This window comes from Synechococcus sp. LTW-R (genome assembly GCF_014217875.1).
Classification (GTDB): Bacteria; Cyanobacteriota; Cyanobacteriia; order PCC-6307; family Cyanobiaceae; genus Vulcanococcus.
The window spans coordinates 1576879-1597709 of record NZ_CP059060.1 but is presented as its reverse complement, the minus strand read 5'-3'; the positions used below and the strand labels follow the sequence as shown (position 1 = coordinate 1597709).

The following is a 20831-nucleotide window of genomic DNA, read 5'->3' as shown; positions in this document are numbered from 1 at the left end:
CATCTAGACCCATCGTTGCTGGCCGCCCGCATGCTCAGGGATTGGGCTGGAGCTTGGATCTTCTACAGCGTCCTGCCGCTGCCGCCGGGGCTGACCCCGCGCTTTGAGCGCATCGCTCGCTTTGCGCCCTGGGTCGGCATCGCCATTGGCCTCTTGGAAGCCGGGCTGTGGCAGGTGCTGGCACCCGCCGGGCTCCTGGTTCAGATCCCTTTGGTGCTGGCCCTGGGCATCAGCCTCAGCGGCGGTCTGCATCTCGACGGGCTGATGGATACGGCCGATGGCTTGGCGGCTCCTGCTGACCGCCGGCTGGAGGCGATGGATGACAGCCGGGTGGGTGCCAGTGGTGTTCAGGCCCTGGTGGTGGCGCTGTTGCTGCGGGTCGCGGCCTTGGCCTGGCTGGGTGCTGCTGCGCCGATCGCCTTGCTCTGGACCTCCATCTGGGCCCGGGTTGCACCGCTGTTTGCGATGGAAGCCTTTCCCTACCTGCGCCAGAGCGAGGGCACGGCCGCCTTTCACCGTCGCCATTGGCAGGGGCTGCTCGCCGAATTGGTGCCCTCCCTACTGCTGGTGTTTGCCCTTAGCGGCCTGCTGCTCGCTCTTGGCTTGAGTCAGTGGGCGCTCCTGGGCTGGTTCGGAGTGCTGCCGGCCCTGCTCATCCCGTGGTCTTTGGGCCGGCGTCTGGGCGGCCACAGCGGCGATAGCTATGGGGCGTGCGTGGAGTGGGGCCTCAGTTGGACGCTGCTTCTTTTGGCGGCACTGGCGTCTTGGGCAGGCTGAGCTGAAAGACATTCCCCGCCGGGGGCAGTTGTGGATCAAGGCGGGACGGTGGAGTCAGTAACTCCAGTGCGCCACCACTGCGCTCAGCCAGGTCTCGAGCCAGCGCCAGCCCTAAACCGCTTCCCGCGAGGGCCTTGCCGGTGCTGCCCCGCTCCCCTTTGCGGAAGATCTGCTCCCGCTCTGCGTCTGGAATTTCGGGACCTTCGTCCCAAACCGCCAACCTCAGAGTGTCGTCTTGCTCGTGGCAGCTCAGGCCCACGCAGCCGCCGGCCCGGCTGTAGCGGAAGGCGTTCTCCAGCAGATTGGCCACGATCTCGGAAACGGCCGCGGCGTTGCACGGCAGGGTGGGGAGCTCACCCGGCGGCGCCCAACGCCGGCCCTGCAGGGCGGCGGTCCCAGCCGCGCGTTCGATCAAGGGCTCCAGCACCTGGTTCAGGGAGCGAAGGTCCTCGCGGCTGAAGGCCGGCGGCAACAGCAGGGGTTGCAGTCCGCCTTCGGCGGGGGGGAGCAGCGGCGTTTGGGTCAGCTGGTCAATCGCCTCGAGATAGCGATTGATCTGGTGTTGCTCGCTCAGCAGGTTGTCCACCAGCGCCTGGTTGGCGCTGTCGCCCTCAAGGCGTCGCCTGAGCAGTTGCCCAAAGGTGCGCAGGGCGGCCAGGGGATTGCGCAGTTGGTGGACCAGCAGCTTCAGCTGGTCATCCCTGAGGGCCAGTTGCCGCCCGAGCCGTTGTTGCTCCAGATCGAGCTTGAGCGCTTCTGTGAGGCAGAGCGCGGTGGCTTCGAGTCGATCGCTGAGGGGCGTCGGCCAGGGCCAGCAGTCCGTATCAATCCGCAGGGCTCCGAGCAGAAGGGGGCCATCCCGTAGGGCGAGCCAGCGGCGGGTGCTGCCTGGCTCCGGTGCTGGTTCGCTCATGCCGCCTTGGAGGGCCAGGCCGGGTTGCGGCCATTCACCAATCGAGAGCAGTGAGGGCTCTCCGTCGGCACTGGGGAGCGCTGCATACACCACCAGCATTCGCAGGTCTGGACGATCTGCGAATTGGGCCAGTTGCTGTTTCAGCAGCGCGAGAAACCGCTTGGAGACTTGCATCTATGCGGCGGTTTGGGGTTGATCCACGGCCTTCAAAAAGATCTTTCTCGGAGACTTGGTTCAAATCCGAGAAAAAGTCTTAAGATTTTGAGTATCGACCAATACCGAGCGGCCTGACGCAGGCAGCACGGCGATGGCTTCTGCCTCTGGTTGCAACTTTGTTGTGCCGAGGCTACAGCAGTAGAGATGCGTCTCTTCGCTGGATAGAACGCCAACGCTCGCTTTGCTGTCACCTTGGGCTGTCAGAGGTTTGGGCGTTGCTGAAGGCTTCCCGTCTTCCTCTCTTCGTCCCCTCCGCCCTTCGGGGTTTCTTCTCATGTCCAAAAAGCGTAAGCGCGTAAGCCGCCGCCGGCTTGCCGGTCAGCGAGTTCTGGCCCATGTCGGCGTTCACAACATCGAAACCGGTGAGTACAAGCCCGTCACGGCTGCTCGCCGCTACATCGCCGAGTCGGGCATTGTTCCCCCCGCTCTGGTGAATGTGCGTCGCAACGAGCACACCACCGACCGCTTCTTCTGGGGCGAAAAGGGTCTCTTCAGTGCTCAATACGCCGAGGAGAACCACTTCCTGTTCCCCTCCCTGCGTGAAATCGTCGACCGCATTGGTGAAGAGAACCTCTTTGCTGGTCTCGAGGCTCTGGCGTCCGACGATTGGGAAGAGATGGAAGAGTACGAATACGCCTTCGTCTGATTCCCAAAACTTCTCCTGAAGGGCAATGGACCGGCCTCCGTGTGAGGCCGGTTTTTTTGTTGCGCTTCACCCCTCAATCTGCTCCGCGATGAAGCGTTTGAGCTCGGGCAGGACTGATTCATCAATGCCGTGGCCGCCCTCAAAGGGCACCAGTCGTGCTGTTTGGCCACTGGCTTGCAGTTGCTTCTGCAGCTCCTCACTGGCCATGAAGGGGACTACGGGGTCCTGGCGGCCGTGGGTCAGGAGCACCGCTGGACAGGGCGACGGCGGTTGCCAGCCCTGATGGGGGTATCCGCTGCAGGCCGCAATCCCCGCCAAAGGGAGGGCGGAACCGACATCGAGCGCCATCGCCGCCCCCTGGGAGAAGCCCAACAGGACGGTCTTCTCCAGGGGCACGCTCTTAGCGAGGGAGAGGAGCCGCGCCTGGAGGTTGGAGCGGGCCGCTGGCAGGGCCTCCCAGTCGATCGGCTGCAGGTCGTACCACTGCCGGCCTGTCCCATAGGGATGGGGTTCGGGGGCGCGGAGGGCGACAACGCTGGTCTGGGGGCTAACGAGTAGGGCCCCGAGATCGAGGAGGTCATCCGCATCAGCCCCCCAGCCATGCAGCAGAACGAGCCGTTGTTGGGCGTGCTCAGGCCCTAGTTGGAGCTGGTCGGGATGGCTGGTCATGGGCGGATCCGGGAGCTGCTCCTGCGTAGGTTGGACCTTCTGCCGACCTCTGCATCGCCATGGCGCCCACGGCCCTGCTCAGCGTGTCCAACAAGGAAGGGCTGGTGCCCTTGGCCCAGGGGCTGTTGGCAGCCGGTTATCAACTGATCTCCAGCGGCGGCACCGCAGCAGCGTTGGCAGCGGCGGGGGTCCCGGTCACCAAGGTCGCCGAGCACACCGGTGCACCAGAAATCCTTGGGGGTCGCGTCAAAACCCTGCACCCCCGTATTCACGGCGGGATTCTGGCCAAGCGCTCCGAGTCCTCCCACCAAAGCGATCTGGCGGACCAGGGCATTGCCCCGATCGATGTGGTCGTGGTCAACCTCTATCCCTTCCGCGAGACGATTGCTCGCCCCGACGTCAGCTGGGACGCGGCGATCGAAAACATCGACATCGGCGGTCCGGCGATGGTGCGCGCGGCGGCCAAGAACCATGCCGATGTGGCCGTTCTGACGAGTCCCGCCCAATACCCCGCCTTCCTGGAGGCCCTGGGCGCTGGGGCGATCAGCTCCGAGCTGCGGCGTCAGCTGGCCCTGGAGGCCTTTAGCCATACCGCGGAGTACGACGCTGCCATCAGCCAGTGGTTGACCACCCAACTGCAGGCCGAGCGCGCGGGCCGCTTCAGCCTTGAGCTGCCGGCCCGCCAGAGCCTGCGCTACGGCGAGAACCCCCACCAAAGCGCCACTTGGTACGCCCAGCCTGGTGCGGGTCTGGGCGCTGGTGAGCAGCTCCAGGGCAAGGAGCTCAGCTACAACAACATCCTTGACCTCGAGGCAGCCCTCGCCACGGTGCGCGAGTTCGGTTACGGAGGCCAGCCCGCTGGCGGCAATGCCTTCAAGCCAGCGGCGGTTGTCGTGAAGCACACCAACCCCTGTGGTGTGGCGACAGGGTCCGGTAGCGCCAACGCGCTCGAGCGGGCGCTCGATGCCGATCGCCTCTCGGCCTTTGGTGGCATCGTCGCGATCAATGGCCCCGTTGATGGGGCGACGGCCGGGCATTTGACCAGCCTCTTTTTGGAGTCCGTGGTGGCCCCCTCATTTGACGCGGAAGCCCGCGAGCTGCTCTCGGCCAAGGCCAACCTGCGCTTGCTGGAGCTGGCGCCGGAGGCGATTGAGCGCGCCAGCCGTCAACAGCTGCGCAGCGTTCTCGGCGGTCTCTTGGTGCAGGACCTGGACGACCAGCCCGTGGATGAAACCGCTTGGCAGGTGGTGAGCAAGCGACAGCCCAGTCCCGAAGAACTGGCTGACCTGGCCTTCTGCTGGCGTCTGGTGCGCCACGTGCGCTCCAACGCCATCACCGTGGCCCGCGGCGGGCAGAGCCTCGGGATCGGTGCCGGTCAGATGAACCGGGTGGGCTCGGCGAAAATTGCCCTGGAGACTGCTGGGGAGAAGGCCCGCGGTGCAGTCTTGGCCAGCGATGGCTTCTTCCCCTTCGATGACACCGTGCGCTTGGCGGCGCAGTACGGCATCACCGCGGTGATTCAGCCCGGTGGCAGCGTCCGGGACGCCGACTCCATCGCCGCTTGCGATGAGCTCGGCTTGGCGATGGTCGTCACGGGCCGCCGCCATTTCCTGCACTGACCTAGCGTCGACCGGTCCGTTCCCTTAGCCAGCGCTCCATGCCGGAAGCTCTTGCCTTCAATCTCAACTTCCTGCACCCGCTGGCGATGTGGGGTCTGCTCGCCCTGAGCGGTTACGCGATGTTCCTTGGCATCAAGGCCAAGAAAACCCGCACCGCCGACGCGGAGACCCGCAAAACTCTGATCAAGGGCCAATTCGCCAAACGCCATTACCTCTATGGCAGTGCCGTCTTGGCGGTGATGGTGCTGGGCACCTTTGGCGGGATGGCGGTGACCTACCTGAACAACGGCAAGCTCTTCGTCGGTCCGCACCTGCTGGTCGGCATCGCGATGACCTGTGGCCTGGCCCTGGCGGCGGCCCTCTCCCCGCTGATGCAGCAGGGCAACCTGATCGCCCGCAAGCTGCACGTGATGATGAACATGGGCGTCTTCACCCTGTTCCTCTGGCAAGCCGTGAGCGGCATGCAGATCCTCAACAAGATCTGGGAAAACCGCCCCGCCTGATCAGAACTGGGCCCGCCGCCTTGGCGGGCACTCCAATCCGTGGGTGGCGTGGAAGTCTTCCTGGACTTTCCAGGTCAGGCGCCTTGAGATCTGGCGCACGATCTGGCGCAGCAGATGATCGCCGCTGCTCTGCACCAGGCTCTCGGGCAACAGTCCAATCACCGCCGGGAGCTTGATCCAGACGCTCAGATCCAGTTCCCAGCGCACGTCGGTCTGGGGGCTCTCGGCGTTTTGTTCTTCCAGCCGCAGGGCAGCGTTGAACTCCACGTCATAGAGGTCCCGTAGCCCGGGCTGGAACTGCTCGGGTGGCACCGTGCAAATCCGATAGACGCCTTGGCTTTGGGGCAGGAGCTCCAGGCCGATCGTGGGCTCGACTTCAAAGCCAAAGTTGCCGAACCGGCCCAGGGTCAGCCGGTAGCCGTTTTGCCCCAGGCTTGCCACCTCCATGGGAGCCGCGCAGCGGCGGAACCAGCCTTCGTGGCGATCCAGGTAGGCCGCCACGGTTTTGGCGGGCGCCCGCATCTCCATCACATCCGCGAACTGGCTGCTGTAGCAGCGCACGCGCGTGTCGTGAGAACGCCGCAGGGGCAGGTCGCTGGCGTCGACCTCAGGTCCAGGTGTGGTCACCGATGAGATCAACGCAGAAGGCCCGGTTGAAGGGCCTGGTTGTGGGTCAGATGAATCAATGTAAAGCCCGCTCGGTGCCGGGCTCTGCAGCGTCTGTGACAGCTGAATTAGGCGTCGGCCAAGGCGATCAAACGGCCAATGACGTCTTCCACAACGCGATCGGGTGTGGAGGCGCCAGAGGTAATGCCAACCCGCAAGGGACCGCCGGGGAGGAAGGGCTCAACCACCTCGAGATCGGCGCCGAGGGGCTTGTGCTCAATTCGGTTGCTCGGGCCAATCCGCTCAGGGGTATCGATGTGGAAGGAGCGAATTCCGCGGGTGATGGCGATCTCCTGCAGGTGGGTGGTGTTGGAGGAGTTGTAGCCGCCAATCACGACCATCAGATCGAGGGGCTCATCCACCAGCGCAAACATCGCGTCCTGCCGCTCTTGGGTGGCATCGCAGATCGTGTTGAAGGCCACGAAGTGATCGTTGAGTTCCGCGGGGCCGAAGCGCTGAAGCATCGTGCGCTCGAACAGGCGGCCGATTTCCTCGGTTTCACTCTTGAGCATGGTGGTCTGGTTGGCCACGCCCACCTTCACCAGATCCCGATCGGGATCAAAGCCTGGTGAACAGGCGTTGGAAAAGCGATCCATGAAGGCTTGGCGCTGCTCAGCACTGGGGCTTTGCCCGCCCGCACTGGCGAGGATGTAGTCGCAGACCAGCTGTGCTTCGGCCAGATCGAGGACGACCAGGTAGGTCCCGGCAAAGGAGCTCGTGGCCAGGGTTTCCTCGTGCTTGACCTTGCCGTGAATGATTGAGGTGATGTCGTGTTTCTTGTGCTTCTCCACGGTGTTCCACACCTTGGAGACCCAGGGGCAGGTGGTGTCGACGATGTGGCAGCCCCGCTCGTTGAGCAGCTGCATCTCCTGAACGGTGGCGCCAAACGCCGGAAGGATCACCACATCGCCACTGGCGACTTTGGAGAAGTCCTTGACCCCGTTCTCGACGTCGATGAACAGCACGTCCATCTCCCGCAGGTGGTCGTTCACCGAGGGGTTGTGGATGATCTCGTTGGTGATCCAGATCCGCTCGGTGGGGTAGTGCTTCCGGGTCTCGTAGGCCATGGCCACGGCCCGCTCGACGCCCCAGCAGAACCCGAAGGCTTCCGCCAACTTCACCTTCAGCCGGCCGTGTTCCAGCTGATAGCCGTTTTCACGGATGCTGGCGATCAGATTGCTTTGGTAGGCCTGCTCCAAGCTGCCGGCCACCTCTTCCCCCAGGCCAAAGCCGCGGCGGTTGTAGCGATCGGAGTGATGCAGCGATCGCTTAAACGCGCGGGTATCCACAGCGGCTGGCTCGAGGTCCCTAACTCTATGAGCCTCCGCTCTGGGCTTGGACGCTGGCCACCCCAAGCCAGTCGATGCTGCTGTCGCTGAAGCTGTAGCGGCAGGGCACCACCTCCACACCAGCGGCGAGGGCCTCGCGGAAGAGCTCCCCGTAGCGGGGGTCGGCTTGATCGCCGGGGGCGAAGCGTTGCAGGTCCGAGCGGCTCAGGCAAGGAACCAGGACAGCCCGGGCCTCGGGTAGGACGCCCATGAGCTCCTCCAGATGCTTCTGCCCTCGCTCGGTCACCGTGTCGGGGAAGAGGGCGAGATCGCCGTCGCACCAGGTCGTGTTTTTGACCTCGAGGTAGATCGGGCGCTGGTCTGCCGCCCCCTCCGCGGGGGTGAGCAGCAAGTCAATGCGGCTTCGGCGATTCAGGCCATAGGCCACCTCCGCGCGGATTCCCGCGATCGGACCGAGCCAAGGCTCGAGGCAACCCGCCTCGATGGTGGCGCGCACGAGTCGGTTGGGGAGGGCCGTGTTGATGCCCACCCAAACCGGCCGACCATCGGCGCCGGGCACCTCGGCCTGCTCCCAGGTCCAGGCGAGCTTGCGCGTGGGTGAGGGGGCGTAGCGCAGCCGGACGCGCCCTCCGACGTGCAGCACCCCGGTCATTGGTCCGGTATTGGCGCAGTGGGCTGTGACCACCTCGCCGTTGCCGAGCTCCACATCCGCCAGGAAGCGCTTGTAGCGCTTCAGCAGCACCCCTTCATGCAGGTCCTCGAGGGCCAGAACCGGACGACGTTCTGTGGGGGATGCGGCAGCGGGCATGCAAAGCGGCAAGAATCGCCCGAGTTTGGGCCCGCAGGCGCCTCGATGAGCCAAGCCAACCGCTCGCTGCGGCGAATCGCCTTGATCGTTGCGGTGGCGACCGCCCTCAGCAAGCTGGCTGGCCTGGTCCGTCAGCAGGCCATTGCGGCTGCCTTCGGGGTTGGTGCGGCCTACGACGCCTACAACTACGCCTACGTGCTGCCGGGCTTTCTGCTGATCCTCCTGGGGGGGATCAACGGACCGTTCCACAGCGCCATGGTCAGCGCCTTGGCCCGCCGTCCCCGTGAGGAGGGCGCCCATGTGCTCGCTGCGATCAATACCCTGGTCGGAGCGGCCCTGATCGGCGTCACGGTGCTGCTGTTTTTGGCCGCGGATCCCCTGATCGATCTGGTGGGTCCTGGGCTGGATGCCGAACGCCATGCGATCGCCGTGCTGGAGCTGCGCTGGATGGCGCCGATGGCGCTCTTCGCCGGCTTGATTGGCCTGGGCTTTGGTGCCCTGAATGCCGCCGATGAGTTCTGGCTTCCCTCGTTTAGCCCCCTGCTCTCCAGCGTGGCGGTGATCGCCGGTCTGGGGATTTTGTGGCTGCATCTGGGCTCCGACATTGCCCTGCCCCAGTACGCCTTCTTGGGGGGTGCGGTTTTGGCCGGAACAACCCTGCTAGGAGCCGTCTTCCAGTGGCTGATTCAGCTGCCGGCGCTGGCGAAGCAGGGGCTGCACAAGTTTCAGCTGGTCTGGGATTGGAAGCACCCCGGTGTCCAGGAGGTGTTGCAGGTAATGGGCCCGGCAACCCTCTCCTCCGGGATGCTCCAGATCAACGTCTTCACCGACCTCTTTTTTGCCTCGGGCATCGTTGGTGCAGCTGCCGGTTTGGGCTACGCGAACCTGCTGGTGCAGACCCCGCTGGGCTTGCTTTCCAATGCCTTGCTGGTGCCCCTGCTGCCGGTTTTCGCCCGGCTCACCGCTCCGGCGGACCGCCCTGAACTGATTGCCCGGATTCGCCAGGGCTTGATGCTCTCCAACGCATCCATGCTTCCCCTGGGGGCACTGATGGTCGCTTTGGCGGGCCCGATCGTCGCCTTGGTTTATGAACGCGGTGCCTTTAATGCGGGTGCTGCGGCGCTGGTGGGCGGCCTACTGATGGCCTACGGCGTGGGCATGCCGGCCTACCTGGGGCGGGATGTGCTGGTGCGGGTGTTTTACGCCTTGGGTGACGGCACGACCCCGTTCCGCTTCTCGATGGCAGGGATCGCGTTGAACGCGCTCTTTGATTGGGTCTTGGTGGGCGGCCCGACGCCCTGGGGACTGCAGCTGCCCGCCTTGAACTTTGGTGCGCCGGGGTTGGTGCTGGCCACGGTTGGGGTGAATCTGATCACCTGCTTTGGCCTGCTCCTCGCCCTGCAGCGCCGGGTCTCCGGGATGCCCTTGGCGGATTGGGCTCGGGACAGCGCGCTGTTGGCGGCGGCAGCCCTGGCCGCTGGTCTGAGCGCTTGGGCCACGTCCTCCTGGATTGCCTGGCCCCAAGATCTGCTGGGCCTGCTTCTGCAGTGCAGCTTCAGCGGAGGCGTGGGTCTGTTTGTTTACGGCCTGATTGCGGCGGCCGCCAAGGTGCCAGAGGCCCAAGACATCGGCAGGCAGCTGCGGGCGCGTCTTCCCGGGCGCGGTTAAAGCTCGACGACCCGCTCTTCGCGGACCTGGATCGGCAGCTCCAGGTGGCTTTTGCCCACCATCGCTGGGCCGTCAACGGAATAGATCCGCGCTTCGATGCCGAAATCGCGGAAGGCGGTCTCCATTTCCTGGATTAGGGCCTTTTCCACCTGGGCCTCCGCATCGACGACTTTGCCGATCAAGCGGCTCCCCAAGCGACCGATGCGTTGTCGCACCACCTCGCGAGCGTTGGTGACCTCGATGACCAGCACTGGGCCCTGGCAGGTGGGGGCAACCCTAACTGCGGTTGTCCAGGAGATCCTCCAGGTCCTGCAGTTGTCCCGCCGGGACCAGTCGAGCCAGGGGCAGCTTGCTGCTGCCACCGCCAATCGGAACCTGCACGGCCTCTAGGGACTGCCGGGCACAGACCCCAGCCCCTTGCTCGAGCCGGGCGGCGCATTCGATGGCGAGGGCCTCAGCGAGGCCGGCGTCGCCCAGATAGAGGTGCCAGCCGCCGATTTGGATGTACAGGCGATCGGCGATCTCGAGTTGCAGGTCGCGGATCTCGCTAGGGGAGAGGGCCATGCCAACCGCCTTCAGAGCTGTGCTCAGGATGACGCCTTCGGGCGTTGAGCGGCCACGCTGACCAGGTGGGCAGCCAGCAGGACCGCCCAGGCGCTGGTCAGCCAGTTGAGATGGCTCCAGGGGTGGCGCATTTCCTGGACAAACCAGAGCCCGCTGTTGAGGGCCGCAAACACCATGCCGTGCAGCACCAGATTCACGATCCGGTTGAAGTGCCGGTAGGTGGGGTCCTCAGGGTTGGCAGGGCCGTACCAACGGATCGGCATGTCTGAGCGGCTCCTCGTTGGCTCCAGTTTGGTTGGTTGACGTGTGGGCCCTCGATGTGGGCAGAATGTCCGGGCAAGCCCAGGCGCTTGTAGCTCAGCGGATTAGAGCATCTGACTACGGATCAGAGGGTCGGGAGTTCGAATCTCTCCAGGCGCGCCTTTCAAGAGTCGTCCTTCGGGGCGACTTTTTTGTTGCTTGCGTGCCGCTCAGCGTGCAGTGCTGCGGTTTCTTACGATTCAGGTCAACATGAGCCCTGATTTGTCATGGCGGAGTCCACCGCAGCAGCCACCAATCGCCCTCTGGCTGCCAGCGATCCCGCCATCGCTGCCCTGATCGGCAACGAGCTGCAGCGTCAGCAGACCCACCTCGAGCTGATCGCCTCGGAGAACTTCGCCTCCCAGGCCGTGATGGAGGCCCAGGGCTCTGTTCTGACCAACAAATACGCCGAGGGTCTTCCCTCTAAGCGCTACTACGGCGGCTGTGAGCACGTCGATGCGATCGAGGAGCTGGCGATCGAGCGCGCCAAAGAGCTCTTCGGTGCAGCCTGGGCCAACGTCCAGCCCCATAGCGGCGCCCAGGCCAACTTCGCGGTGTTCCTCGCGCTGCTGAAGCCCGGCGACACGATCATGGGCATGGACCTGAGCCATGGCGGTCACCTGACCCATGGTTCGCCGGTCAACGTGAGCGGTAAGTGGTTCAACGTCGTTCAGTACGGCGTGGATGAAACCACCCAGCAGCTGAACTTCGAGGCGATCCGCAAGCTGGCCCTCGAGCACAAGCCCAAGCTGATCGTTTGCGGCTACTCGGCTTACCCCCGCACGATCGACTTCCAGGCCTTCCGCGCCATCGCTGATGAAGTGGGCGCCTACCTGCTGGCCGACATGGCTCACATCGCTGGCCTGGTGGCCGCCGGTGTGCACCCCAACCCGGTTCCCGTGTGTGACGTGGTCACCACCACAACCCACAAGACCCTGCGTGGCCCCCGCGGTGGCCTGATCCTCTGCCGTGATGCGGAGTTCGCCAAGCAGTTCGATAAGGCGGTCTTCCCCGGAAGCCAAGGGGGTCCCCTGGAGCACGTCATTGCGGCGAAAGCCGTGGCCTTTGGCGAAGCGCTGCAGCCCAGCTTCAAGGCCTACGCCAAGCAGGTGGTGGCCAACGCCCAGGCCCTGGCGGCTCGCATCAAAGAGCGCGGCATTGATGTGGTCAGCGCCGGCACCGATAACCACATCGTGCTGCTGGACCTGCGCGGCATTGGCATGACCGGCAAGGTGGCTGATCTCCTGGTCAGTGACGTGCACATCACGGCCAACAAGAACACCGTGCCCTTCGATCCCCAGTCCCCCTTCGTGACCAGTGGTCTACGTCTGGGGACGGCCGCTTGCACGACCCGCGGCTTCGATGAAGACGCCTTCCGTGAGGTGGCCGATGTGATCGCTGATCGCCTGCTCAATCCGGAGGACTCCGCCATCGAAGAGCGCTGCCGTGAGCGGGTGGCTGCCCTCTGTGAGCGCTTCCCCCTCTACGCCCATCAGCGCGAGCTGCAGCCCGCTTGAGCGACTGGCCCCTGATGGGGCCTTGGCTGTCGCCGAACTCATAGGCCCTGCTTAAGCTTTGGCTGGCAGGGCCTTTTGCCTGGCGCCGATTCGCGCGGGTCACTGCGCACTGCATTGAGCACCGCCTTCGATGATTTCCAGCCGGCCGGATCTTGCCGCTGTCCTGGCTTTCGCAAGCGCCGCGGTGCTGACCGCCTTGATCGTCCCCCTCGTGCGCCAGTTGGGGTTGCATTGGGGTCTGATTGACCAGCCCGACCCCAGGAAGCAGCACACCACGCCCATGGTGCGCCTGGGTGGCATCGGGATCGTGGCGGGCTTCGTGCTCGGCCTGCTCTTGATCTGGCGCCTGGGTGGCTTTGTGGAGCTGCCGCCCCAGCGTGATGCCCTGATTTGGACCACCCTCGCGGGCTCGCTTTGCTATTTCGTCATCGGTCTTGCCGATGACCTCTTTGCCCTGCCCCCTCTGCCGCGTCTGGGCGGTCAGGTGGCGGTGGCGATGGCGGTTTGGAGCCAGGGTGTCCGTATTGGTGCGATTGATCTGCCCTTCGGTGGTGGTTCAGGGGTCATTCCCTTGTCCGAGCCACTGAGCCTGCTCTTCACCATGATCTGGCTGGTTGGGATTACCAATGCCATCAATTGGCTCGATGGTCTCGATGGCCTTGCCGCTGGTGTCAGCGGAATCGCTGCGGTAGCTCTGCTCTCGGTCAGCTACAGCCTGTCTCAGCCGGCCCCCGGCCTGCTGGCCGCGGCGCTCGCGGGCAGTTGTTTGGGCTTCCTGCGCCACAACTTCAATCCGGCCCAGATTTTTATGGGAGATGGCGGCTCTTACTTCCTGGGCTTTGCCTTGGCCGCCATCAGCATCGTTGGCCCGGCCAAGGGCTTAACCAGCGTCAGCTTGCTCATCCCGCTCTTGATCCTGGCCTTGCCCTTGGCGGACATGTCCGCCGTGATCATGGGCCGGGTCAGCGAGGGTCATTCCCCCTTCTATCCGGACCGGCGGCATTTGCATCACCGCCTGCTGCGGGCTGGGTTTAGCCATCGCCGCACGGTGCTCTTGATCTACGCCTTCACCCAGTGGCTGGCTGCTTTGGCGTTGGTCTTCGCAGGAGCCGAGTTGCGTTTCCTATGGCTGACCTTGGCCACCGCGGTCTTGATTGCGGCGGTGACGGTTTGTCGCCGCAGTTTGAGCCGCGAGCGCGCTCGCCAGGACCAGGACGTTGACGGCTGAAATCCTCTGCGTCGGCAGCGAATTGCTGCTGGGCAACATCACCAACGGCAATGCCCGCTGGATTGCTGAGCAATTGGCGTCCCTCGGCGTTCCGCATCAACGCCAGATGGTCGTCGGCGATAACCGCGAGCGTCTGATGGCTGAGGTCCGCCAGGCTGCCGGCCGCTGCCGCGTCTTGATCACCACGGGCGGCCTTGGACCGACCCCCGATGACTTGACTACCAAGGCGATCGCGGCTGCGTTTGAGACGCCCCTGGTCGAGCACCCTGAGGTGTGGGCGGAGATCCAGGCGCGCCTGTCCGCCCGCGGCCGGACCTGCTCGCCGAGCAATCGTCGCCAGGCGTTTTTGCCGCAAGGGGCTGCGCTGCTGCCGAATCCCACCGGGACAGCCCCCGGAATGATCTGGAGCCCGGTGCCGGGCTTCACGGTCCTGACCTTCCCGGGGGTTCCCAGTGAGATGAAAGCGATGTGGCAGCAGACCGCTGCCCCTTGGTTGCGCCAGTCCGGCTTGGCTGCTGGTGTGTTCGCGAGCCGGATGCTGCGCTTCTGGGGTGTCTCTGAATCGGCGTTGGCCGAGGAGATGGCGGATCTGCTTGAGCAGGTCAACCCCACCGTGGCGCCCTACGCGGGTGCGGGGGAGGTCAAGCTGCGGATCACGGCCCGAGCCGAGCACCTCGCCGAAGCTGAAGCCCTGCTTGAGCCGGTGGAGAGTGAGATCCGCCGTCGAACAGGCCTGAGCTGTTTCGGCGTTGATGATCAGGACCTGGCCGCGGTGGTGCTCGATCGGCTACGGCAGCGCGGGCAGAGCGTCGCCGTTGCGGAGAGCTGCACCGGTGGTGGATTAGGTGCTGCCTTGGCGGCCGTTCCTGGGGCGTCCGACGTGTTTCTGGGTGGGGTGATTGCCTATGCCAATCGCGTTAAGCAGCAGGTTCTCGGGGTCCCCGAGGCGCTGCTTGAGACCCACGGGGCCGTGAGCGATCCGGTGGCCGAGGCGATGGCTGAGGGGGCGCGCCGGCTGACGGGCGCGGATTGGGGCTTGGCGATTACGGGGGTTGCCGGACCAGGTGGCGGGAGCGAGCAGAAGCCCGTGGGCCTGGTGCATATCGCGGTGGCGGGTCCTCAGGGCTGCAGAAGTGAGGGCCTTCGCTTTGGCACGAGTCGCGGCCGCGCCTGGATCCAGACCCTGAGCGCTGGTGAGGCCTTGAACCGATTGAGGCTGCAGTTGGCCTGAGTAGGCTCGTCGATTCCGCTGCAGGCATCGGCGTGAGCTCCGGCACCCTCTACGACAAGGTTTGGGATCTTCACCAGGTCTCCCAGCTGCCGGGTGGGGCCACCCAGCTATTCATCGGCCTGCATCTGATCCACGAGGTCACCAGTCCCCAAGCCTTTGCCGGCTTGAAGGACCTGGGTTTGACGGTGCGGCACCCCGAGCGCACGGTCGCCACGGTGGATCACATCGTTCCGACGACCTCCCAGGCGCGCCCCTTCGCGGATCCCCTGGCGGAGGAAATGCTCGCCACCTTGGAGGCCAACTGCGCGGAGCACGGCATCACCCTGCATGGCATCGGCAGCGGTCGCCAAGGGATCGTCCACGTGATTGCCCCTGAACTGGGTTTGACCCAGCCGGGCATGACCGTGGCCTGCGGCGACTCCCACACCTCCACCCATGGGGCTTTCGGTGCGATCGCCTTTGGCATTGGCACCAGTCAGGTGCGGGATGTGCTCGCCAGCCAGAGCCTGGCGATGGGCAAGCTCAAGGTCCGCCGGATCTGGGTGGATGGTCAGCTCCAGCCCGGCGTTTACGCCAAGGACCTGGTCCTGCACGTGATTCGCACCTTGGGGGTCAAGGGCGGCGTGGGCTACGCCTACGAATTCGCCGGGCCAGCGATTGAGGCGCTCTCGATGGAGGAGCGGATGACCCTCTGCAACATGGCGATTGAGGGCGGCGCCCGCTGCGGTTACGTCAACCCCGATCAGGTCACCTTTGACTACCTCGAGGGGCGCCCCTTCGCTCCCAGTGGTGAGGCCTGGTCTGAGGCGGTGCGCTGGTGGAGTGGCTTGGCCAGCGGCACCGACGCTGTCTTCGACGATGAAGTGCGCTTTGACGCGGCTTCCATCGCGCCCACGGTCACCTGGGGCATCACCCCCGGCCAAGGCATCGGCGTGGATGAGGCCGTGCCCACCCTGGAGCAAACCGAACCTGACGAGCGTCCCCTGGCGGAGGAGGCTTATCGCTATATGGATTTGCAACCCGGGGCTCCCATTGCTGGCTTGCCGGTCGATGTCTGCTTCATCGGCAGCTGCACCAATGGCCGCTTGAGTGACCTTCAGGCTGCGGCCGCGGTGGCCAAGGGACGCCACGTGGCTGCAGGCATCAAGGCCTTTGTCGTTCCCGGCAGTGAGCAGGTGGCCGCCGCCGCGGAGGCGGAAGGCCTCGACAAGGTCTTTGAAGCGGCGGGCTTTGAGTGGCGGGAGCCGGGCTGCTCGATGTGCCTGGCGATGAATCCCGACCGCCTGGAAGATCGCCAGATCAGCGCGAGCTCCAGCAACCGCAACTTCAAGGGGCGCCAGGGTTCCGCCAGCGGCCGCACCCTGCTGATGAGCCCAGCGATGGTGGCGGCCGCCGCAATTGAGGGCCGCGTCAGTGATGTGCGCGCATTGCTCAACGCCTGATTGATCGCGTTTTTCTTTTCAACCGATGGCTAGCTCCACTCCTTTCCCCTCTGGCTCGATCACTCAGGTCTCCGGCACCAGCGTTGTGATGCGCGGCGATGACATCGACACCGACCGGATTATTCCGGCTCGTTTCCTGAAGTGCGTCACCTTTGATGCCCTCGGACCTGCGGCCTTCGCCGATGACCGCGCGGAGTTGGCCGGGGCGCATCCCTTCGATCGCCCGGAGCATCAAGAGGCGTCCGTCCTGCTGGTGAACCGCAACTTCGGCTGCGGTTCAAGCCGCGAGCATGCCCCGCAGGCCCTGATGCGTTGGGGCATCCGGGTTGTGGTCGGCGAGAGCTTCGCCGAGATTTTCTATGGGAACTGCCTAGCCCTTGGCATTCCCTGCCTCAGCGCCGATCACGAGACGATGCTGGCGATTCAGGCGGCGGCCGAGGCCGATGCGACCGCGGCTTTCGTGGTGGATGTCGATGCCTTGACGCTCTCCTGCGGTGATCAGCAGTGGGGGTTGACCTTGGCGGAGGGTCCCAAGCAGATGCTGCTCAGCGGGCAGTGGGATGCCACGGGCCAGTTGCTGGCCAATGACGGGGCGCTGAAGGCCACCGCCCAACGCCTTCCCTATCTGCGTCAGTTCCAAGCCGCCTGAATCGTGGCGGCCAGTTGCGCCACTGTCTATGAATGAGATAGCGGCGCAACGGCGATGGCGATCGGCTGGCTTGGGAAGGGATCGGCGGCCGTCGCACTCGCTCTGGTCTGCGGCCCGGGATCGGTTCAAGCCGCTCCTCTGCAGGTTGAGCCTTACCCAGAGAAAGCGGGGCTGGCTGCCCCGGCTTGGCCGGCCTGCCCTGGCTGTGACCTGCGCGGCGCTGACCTGAGTGGCTTGATGCTGAATGGCATCGACCTGCGGGAGGCGGATCTGCGCGGAGCCGATCTGCGTGGCAGCAATTTGGAAGGGGCGGATCTCAGTGGCGCCAACCTGGAGGGGGCGCAGCTGCAGGGCACCCGGCTGAGCAATGCGGACCTCTCTGGTGCCGATCTCAGCAGCGCGAATTTGAGCGGGGCCGTGATGATTCAGGCGCTGACACCTGGGCTCAATCTCGATCAGACGGTCTTGGTGGGGGTGGATTTCACCGGCAGCCAGCTGATGGTGGGCGGTGATGTCCTGGATGGACCCAGCTCGTTGCCGGTGCTGCCCCCTCAGTAGAGACCCTGGCGCTTCTTGGTGAAATCCGTCGGGGTGTACGGCACGAAGGGCAGGCCCGTGCCCCGGTAGTTGAAGTCGTTGAGCTTCACGCGGACGCCGCCGACCTGCTCGTAGGGGCTGTAGTAGATCGCGAATTCGTAGCCGCGGCGGGACCACACCAATTCGCCATAGGCATTGGTGAAGTCGCCGTAGTAGGGGGAGCTGGGATCGACGTTCACACCCAGGCCGCCGCTGATCAAGAGCGGACCGACAAGCTGTTGGCGCAAACCAATGCCCAACGTGGCGAGGTCGACGTTTCTGTCAAAGCTGAACGGACTTTCACCTTGCTGCAGGGTGCCCCCGCCAGAAATGGTGAGTTCGGTGTAGTCGAAGAAGTTTTTCTCGAAACGCCCCAACGTCAATGTCGGACCACCTGAGAGGCTGAGGTCCAGTTGTCGAGTGCCATCGCCGTAGAAGTCAAGGCGGGTGCTGACGTTGGTGTTAAAACGCAGCCCAGGCGTAATCGGGTTGGGTGTGTTTTGTGTTGTTTTGGGATTGTTGCGATCACCGTATTTGGCTTGCCAAATCTGCAGTGAACTGTTCACGGCGCCAAAGAAACTGCCGCGGGTGCTGTCGATCAGATTGGATTCGCCAAAACTATTGCCTTGGAAGTTGCCGAAGGCTGCCCTCCAGTAATAGTTGTGCTTGACCTGCCACCAGGGATTGAGATCGCCTTGGCGTTCGATCGAAGCGCCGAGGGCGGAGTAGACGTCCTGCTGGCCTAAGGAGCCGTTGTAGGTCTTGTATCGATAGGCGCCGAACAGCCTTGTGGTGTAAGTGCCGGCTGGAATGATCCCCAGCTTGGGAATGAAAATTTGTCTTGAGAAGTCACCCCAGCTGCGGGTGCCATTCGCCATGTTCTGGGGGTTCAGCGTTGGCAGGCTGAGGGTGAAGTCACTGGTGGAGTAGCCGAAGACAGAGCCTTCGAGCTTGATCAAGGCACCAAAGAGATCCCCGATCTGCGCTGGCTGAGACCCGGTCGGGCCTCCAATCGGATCGCCAGGCAGAACAAAGCTGTTGACGTTCCCGTTGAGAGCTCGGGCCACCATGAATTGGGGCTGAATCTTGAGCTTGAGGGGCTGTTCGTCAACCTGAACGCCTTTTTTGTTAGTGAATGATCGAGCTTTCTTCAGCTCGATTTCCTTCATGTCGTATCCGAAGTAGATGCCGCTTCGGTCAATGCCATCGTCAGCGATCACCCATGGGCTATCTGCGGGTTGGTCCTGCTCCAGGACAATGTTTTTCCGCATCGGGATCGGAAGTCGGTTCTCTAAGACAAGGCGGCTGCGCTTAGCGCTGATCTTGGTGCGCTCCTCCGTTTCTTGGACGGCAACAACATCCTCGAGGTCGATCCAGGATTGTGCGGGTGTGAAGGGGTCGTTGCTGAAGGCAGCCCGCGTTGCGGTCCAACCGTCCGGTGTGATCTGAATTCGGGCCGCCTGGAACCTCCAGCGGCTGATGAAGCCCTCAATCAGTTTTTGGTCACCGCTAAAAGCGTCAAGTTGGTTTGGCTTGACCGATCCAAAGGCATCTTCTTCGCTGGAACGCGTCAAGAAGCCGCCACCCTGACGTCGCTCTAGTTTCAGGCTGCGGATGTAATAGAGGTCGCTGATGCGTTGATCCGCAATCGCTTCGATGGCCTTGTGACGCTCGGCTTCGAGCTGTGCCGCTGGGGTCGTGGGGAGTGGGGGAAGCGCTGGTGGTTGGCTGGTGCCGGTTGCCTGCTGAGGCTTCGCCTCCGCAACAGCATTCAGCTGATCAGCAAGGGGCTTTTGTTGCTGCTCTTCGCCGGTGCTGGGTGCGCCAGGGCAGCTGGCCGCAGGGGGCATCAATGGCGCAATCCGAGGCGGTTTGGAGCGGCCATAGCGGTAGCGGACCCCCACCAGATAGGCATTACTGCCTTCGCTGACACCGCCGTAGGTGCCGTAGGCGCCGGAGCGGTGATGCAGGCGGCCGACCACAGACCACTGGGGTTTCACCAGGGCTTCGACTTCAAAGCCCAGGTAGTTGAGGAAGGTTTGGTAGTTCTGCCGGAAGGTCTGCTCGTAAAGGCTGTTGCTGGTCAGCAAACTCACGCCTTCGAAGAAGCCCAGGCTCAGCCAGGGCTGCAGCCAAGCCCGCAGGCCGAAGGCCGCGGTGAACTCGCCGAAGGTTTTGGGCGGCAGCGGTGCAAAAGGCTCGCTGTTATTGAACTCACCACCGGGCTGCCAGCTGGTTTTGTGGAGGAGGGCATTGGAGTCAAATTCCAGTGCCAGGGGGCCGGCATCGACGAGGCGCTGGTTGTAGTTCAGGCCCCAGACGTTTTCGGGGCGCCAGCGTCCGTTGAAGGTGAACGAGTTACCGAAGTTGGCGTCAATCGCTTGTCCGAATGCCCACGCCGTCACGGCTGAGGGATGTGGGTGCCAATCCGGGACAGGCGGAATCAGTGGCGTGCATGCCATCGATTGCGCGGCCGGTGCCACGGCCATGGGAGGCACTCTCCAGTCGGCCAGGCTGAGCTTGTCCGGCAGACCTAAGGCTTGCTTGCTGCTGCTTAGGCCTTGGAGTGCAAGACCTTTGAGCTCGACCTGACCTGTGTGCGCCTCGAGTGGATGCGCGGCCAGCGCCAATTCGGCGGCATTGGCCGGCTTGGCCCAGCTGACATCAACAAGGACATTGCCCTTGAGATCTTTGCGAAGCAAGCGGGGCGGGTTGGTCGAAAAACTCGCTTTTTCGTAGGCGCTCCATGTTGGCCAGTAGCTCAGAGATGGCAGCGCAACGGAGGGATAGGCCTTGAGGTCGAAGTCGACTTCGCTGGTGTCGAAGTCGATCACCCCATAGACCGCATCCGCATCACCGCTGTTCTCGATCAGGCTGTAGCGGAGGCTGTTGGCCTGGAAATACTGCTCACCCCGCTGGAAACGGACCCGCCCGCTCAGCAGCAGTGTGCGTGTCGCGGTTTCGTATTCCAGGCGATCAGCTAGGACGCGCCCGCCGGCCAGATCAAGTTGAACGTCGCCCTTGGCGACAAAGCGATTGAGGCGTTGATCGAACCCCTGCTCGTTGGCGAGCAGGTTGATGACGACCGGGGGAGACTGCTCGGGGCTGGCCTCTGAGAGGACCGACGCTGTGGGGGTGGGAGCTGGTTGCGCCGCCCAGGCCGAGCTGAGCGGTGCGAGCTGAAGGGCTGCAACAGAGCATGCAGAAACCCCTTGGATCAGTCTCTTCCGGAGCTGAGTCACCAAGGGGTCGCGTAAGGCCGCGATCTTGCCACGGCCATCTGTTCAAAAGGGTGAGGCGGTGCCGGTTACTCAGCCCACCTCAAAGGGTCTGGAGATCACTCCTCCAGGTCTTTGCGGCTCGGGGTGCGGCTGGGATCGCTGGCCAGGAAGCCGAACACGAAGATCCCGATAAAGAAGAAAACGACCGAGTAAACCGAGATCTTGAGGGCAAGCATGGGTCTGTCCGGCGGGTGACAGGGAGTGACAAGCGCCAAATGGGCCCGTAACGAGCCTGAGGCAGCCACATCATCCTATGGGTCGTGAACGCG

Annotated in this window: 21 protein-coding genes and 1 tRNA gene; 12 read left to right on the top strand and 10 right to left on the bottom strand. The window is 64.0% G+C overall.

Annotated elements, in window-relative coordinates; all coding sequences use genetic code 11:
- Positions 1–30 precede the first annotated feature (30 nt).
- Complete coding sequence (locus tag H0O22_RS09110; protein WP_185186357.1) at positions 31–777, top strand: adenosylcobinamide-GDP ribazoletransferase; 747 nt, start codon at positions 31–33, stop codon at positions 775–777.
- Here H0O22_RS09110 and H0O22_RS09105 read toward each other — a convergent pair.
- The gene (locus tag H0O22_RS09105) at positions 728–1864 is read right to left on the bottom strand and encodes a sensor histidine kinase KdpD (protein WP_185186356.1); all 1137 of its coding nucleotides are present in this window, start codon (positions 1862–1864) and stop codon (positions 728–730) included. The genes H0O22_RS09110 and H0O22_RS09105 overlap by 50 nt on opposite strands.
- A gap of 316 nt (positions 1865–2180) precedes the next feature.
- Between H0O22_RS09105 and H0O22_RS09100 the strand changes: the two genes are divergently transcribed.
- Positions 2181–2552 carry a DUF3155 domain-containing protein gene (locus tag H0O22_RS09100; RefSeq protein WP_185186355.1) on the top strand — a complete coding sequence of 124 codons (372 nt, stop codon included), beginning with the start codon at positions 2181–2183 and terminating at the stop codon, positions 2550–2552.
- 66 nt (positions 2553–2618) lie between these two features.
- Here H0O22_RS09100 and H0O22_RS09095 read toward each other — a convergent pair whose 3' ends face one another.
- A complete protein-coding gene (locus H0O22_RS09095) occupies positions 2619–3221 on the bottom strand; it encodes an alpha/beta hydrolase (protein ID WP_185186354.1) in 603 nt (200 codons plus the stop codon).
- A gap of 59 nt (positions 3222–3280) precedes the next feature.
- Between H0O22_RS09095 and purH the strand changes: the two genes are divergently transcribed.
- The gene (gene purH, locus H0O22_RS09090) at positions 3281–4840 is read left to right on the top strand and encodes a bifunctional phosphoribosylaminoimidazolecarboxamide formyltransferase/IMP cyclohydrolase (protein ID WP_185186353.1); all 1560 of its coding nucleotides are present in this window, start codon (positions 3281–3283) and stop codon (positions 4838–4840) included.
- A 38-nt stretch (positions 4841–4878) separates the two neighbouring features.
- Positions 4879–5343 carry a DUF4079 domain-containing protein gene (locus H0O22_RS09085; RefSeq protein WP_185186352.1) on the top strand — a complete coding sequence of 155 codons (465 nt, stop codon included), beginning with the start codon at positions 4879–4881 and terminating at the stop codon, positions 5341–5343.
- Here H0O22_RS09085 and H0O22_RS09080 read toward each other — a convergent pair whose 3' ends face one another.
- The 3 genes from H0O22_RS09080 to sfsA all read right to left on the bottom strand — a co-directional run bounded on the left by H0O22_RS09080 (position 5344) and on the right by sfsA (position 8106).
- Positions 5344–5982 carry a DUF1997 domain-containing protein gene (locus tag H0O22_RS09080; protein ID WP_185186351.1) on the bottom strand — a complete coding sequence of 213 codons (639 nt, stop codon included), beginning with the start codon at positions 5980–5982 and terminating at the stop codon, positions 5344–5346.
- 95 nt (positions 5983–6077) lie between these two features.
- Complete coding sequence (locus H0O22_RS09075) at positions 6078–7298, bottom strand: 4-hydroxy-3-methylbut-2-enyl diphosphate reductase (RefSeq protein WP_185186350.1); 1221 nt, start codon at positions 7296–7298, stop codon at positions 6078–6080.
- Positions 7299–7323: 25 nt separating this feature from the next.
- Positions 7324–8106 (bottom strand): DNA/RNA nuclease SfsA, encoded by a 783-nt coding sequence (gene sfsA / locus H0O22_RS09070; RefSeq protein WP_185186349.1) that lies wholly within the window; start codon positions 8104–8106, stop codon positions 7324–7326.
- Positions 8107–8151: 45 nt separating this feature from the next.
- On the opposite strand from sfsA, the gene murJ reads away from it, so the two are divergent.
- Complete coding sequence (gene murJ, locus H0O22_RS09065) at positions 8152–9774, top strand: murein biosynthesis integral membrane protein MurJ (protein ID WP_185186348.1); 1623 nt, start codon at positions 8152–8154, stop codon at positions 9772–9774.
- On the opposite strand, the gene H0O22_RS09060 is transcribed toward murJ, so the two are convergent.
- The 3 genes from H0O22_RS09060 to H0O22_RS09050 are packed head-to-tail and all read right to left on the bottom strand — an operon-like array spanning position 9771 to position 10601.
- On the bottom strand, positions 9771–10025 hold the full coding sequence (locus H0O22_RS09060; protein WP_010314477.1) for a hypothetical protein: 255 nt from the start codon (positions 10023–10025) through the stop codon (positions 9771–9773). The two genes, murJ and H0O22_RS09060, sit on opposite strands and share 4 nt — an antisense overlap.
- A gap of 25 nt (positions 10026–10050) precedes the next feature.
- On the bottom strand, positions 10051–10338 hold the full coding sequence (locus tag H0O22_RS09055) for a DUF3181 family protein (RefSeq protein ID WP_185186347.1): 288 nt from the start codon (positions 10336–10338) through the stop codon (positions 10051–10053).
- Positions 10339–10361: 23 nt separating this feature from the next.
- Positions 10362–10601, bottom strand: coding sequence for a hypothetical protein (locus tag H0O22_RS09050; RefSeq protein WP_185186346.1), 240 nt, complete (start codon positions 10599–10601; stop codon positions 10362–10364).
- A gap of 83 nt (positions 10602–10684) precedes the next feature.
- Between H0O22_RS09050 and H0O22_RS09045 the strand changes: the two genes are divergently transcribed.
- The 7 genes from H0O22_RS09045 (at position 10685) to H0O22_RS09015 (ending at position 17263) form a co-directional block, all read left to right on the top strand.
- A tRNA-Arg gene (locus H0O22_RS09045) sits at positions 10685–10758 on the top strand.
- Positions 10759–10865: 107 nt separating this feature from the next.
- Positions 10866–12155 (top strand): serine hydroxymethyltransferase, encoded by a 1290-nt coding sequence (gene glyA / locus H0O22_RS09040; RefSeq protein WP_221625481.1) that lies wholly within the window; start codon positions 10866–10868, stop codon positions 12153–12155.
- A gap of 130 nt (positions 12156–12285) precedes the next feature.
- Complete coding sequence (locus tag H0O22_RS09035; RefSeq protein ID WP_185186345.1) at positions 12286–13383, top strand: glycosyltransferase family 4 protein; 1098 nt, start codon at positions 12286–12288, stop codon at positions 13381–13383.
- On the top strand, positions 13373–14614 hold the full coding sequence (locus H0O22_RS09030) for a competence/damage-inducible protein A (RefSeq protein WP_185186344.1): 1242 nt from the start codon (positions 13373–13375) through the stop codon (positions 14612–14614). Before H0O22_RS09035 ends, H0O22_RS09030 begins: the two co-directional genes overlap by 11 nt.
- A 32-nt stretch (positions 14615–14646) precedes the next feature.
- Positions 14647–16056 (top strand): 3-isopropylmalate dehydratase large subunit, encoded by a 1410-nt coding sequence (gene leuC, locus H0O22_RS09025; RefSeq protein ID WP_185186343.1) that lies wholly within the window; start codon positions 14647–14649, stop codon positions 16054–16056.
- A gap of 25 nt (positions 16057–16081) precedes the next feature.
- The gene (locus H0O22_RS09020) at positions 16082–16705 is read left to right on the top strand and encodes a 3-isopropylmalate dehydratase small subunit (protein WP_185186342.1); all 624 of its coding nucleotides are present in this window, start codon (positions 16082–16084) and stop codon (positions 16703–16705) included.
- Between the two features lie 54 nt (positions 16706–16759).
- On the top strand, positions 16760–17263 hold the full coding sequence (locus H0O22_RS09015; protein ID WP_185186341.1) for a pentapeptide repeat-containing protein: 504 nt from the start codon (positions 16760–16762) through the stop codon (positions 17261–17263).
- Here the strand turns inward: H0O22_RS09015 and H0O22_RS09010 are convergent.
- Entirely contained in the window at positions 17257–20523 is a 3267-nt protein-coding gene (locus tag H0O22_RS09010) for a DUF3769 domain-containing protein (protein WP_185186340.1), read from the bottom strand. The two genes, H0O22_RS09015 and H0O22_RS09010, sit on opposite strands and share 7 nt — an antisense overlap.
- A 95-nt stretch (positions 20524–20618) precedes the next feature.
- Positions 20619–20738, bottom strand: coding sequence for a photosystem II reaction center protein I (locus H0O22_RS09005; RefSeq protein WP_010312075.1), 120 nt, complete (start codon positions 20736–20738; stop codon positions 20619–20621).
- Between the last annotated feature and the right edge of the window lie 93 nt (positions 20739–20831).